Annotated in this window: 1 protein-coding gene; it reads left to right on the forward strand. The window is 58.6% G+C overall.

Features of this window, described 5'->3' with window-relative positions; genetic code table 11:
• A partial coding sequence (locus tag G9G53_RS25680; RefSeq protein WP_165150879.1) for an AMP-binding protein occupies window positions 1-625 on the forward strand: 625 nt, incomplete at both ends.

Here is a 625-nt window from a genome sequence, read left to right on the forward strand (position 1 = left end):
GCTTTATGCTGGAGGACTCGGGCGCGAAGCTGGTGCTGACGCAATCGCATCTGGCGGAGCAAGCATCGCTGAGTTTCGACGGCCAGGTGCTGGTGCTGGATCGTCAGGAGCAGGCTGGCCAAGACATTTACCACGAAGACGGCTCGAATCTGGAGCCACTGGCCGGACCGCACCATGTCGCCTATGTCATTTATACCTCTGGCTCCACGGGAAAACCGAAGGGCGTGATGGTGGAGCACCATTCTGTGCTGAATCGGATTTTGTGGATGCATGATCGGTACGGCTTGAGTGCGGAAGATACGATCCTGCAAAAGACCGCCTTTACGTTCGACGTGTCGGTGTGGGAGCTGTTCTGGTGGTCGCTGGTCGGCTCGAAGGTGAGCTTGCTGTCGGTAGGCGGGGAAAAGAACCCGGAAGACATCGTGGACACGATTGCCCGCGATGGAGTGAGCACGATGCACTTTGTACCTGCCATGCTGCATGCGTTCCTGGAGTATGTGGAGCAGCAGCCACGGGAAGTGATGCAAGCGAAACTGGCAACGCTGCGCCATGTCTTTGCCAGTGGTGAAGCCTTGCCGCCACAGCATGTGGCTCGCTTCCAACGGCTCGTGTCGAGCCTGACCGG

This window comes from Paenibacillus sp. EKM206P, from assembly GCF_011066155.1.
GTDB lineage: Bacteria > Bacillota > Bacilli > Paenibacillales > Paenibacillaceae > Paenibacillus > Paenibacillus polymyxa_D.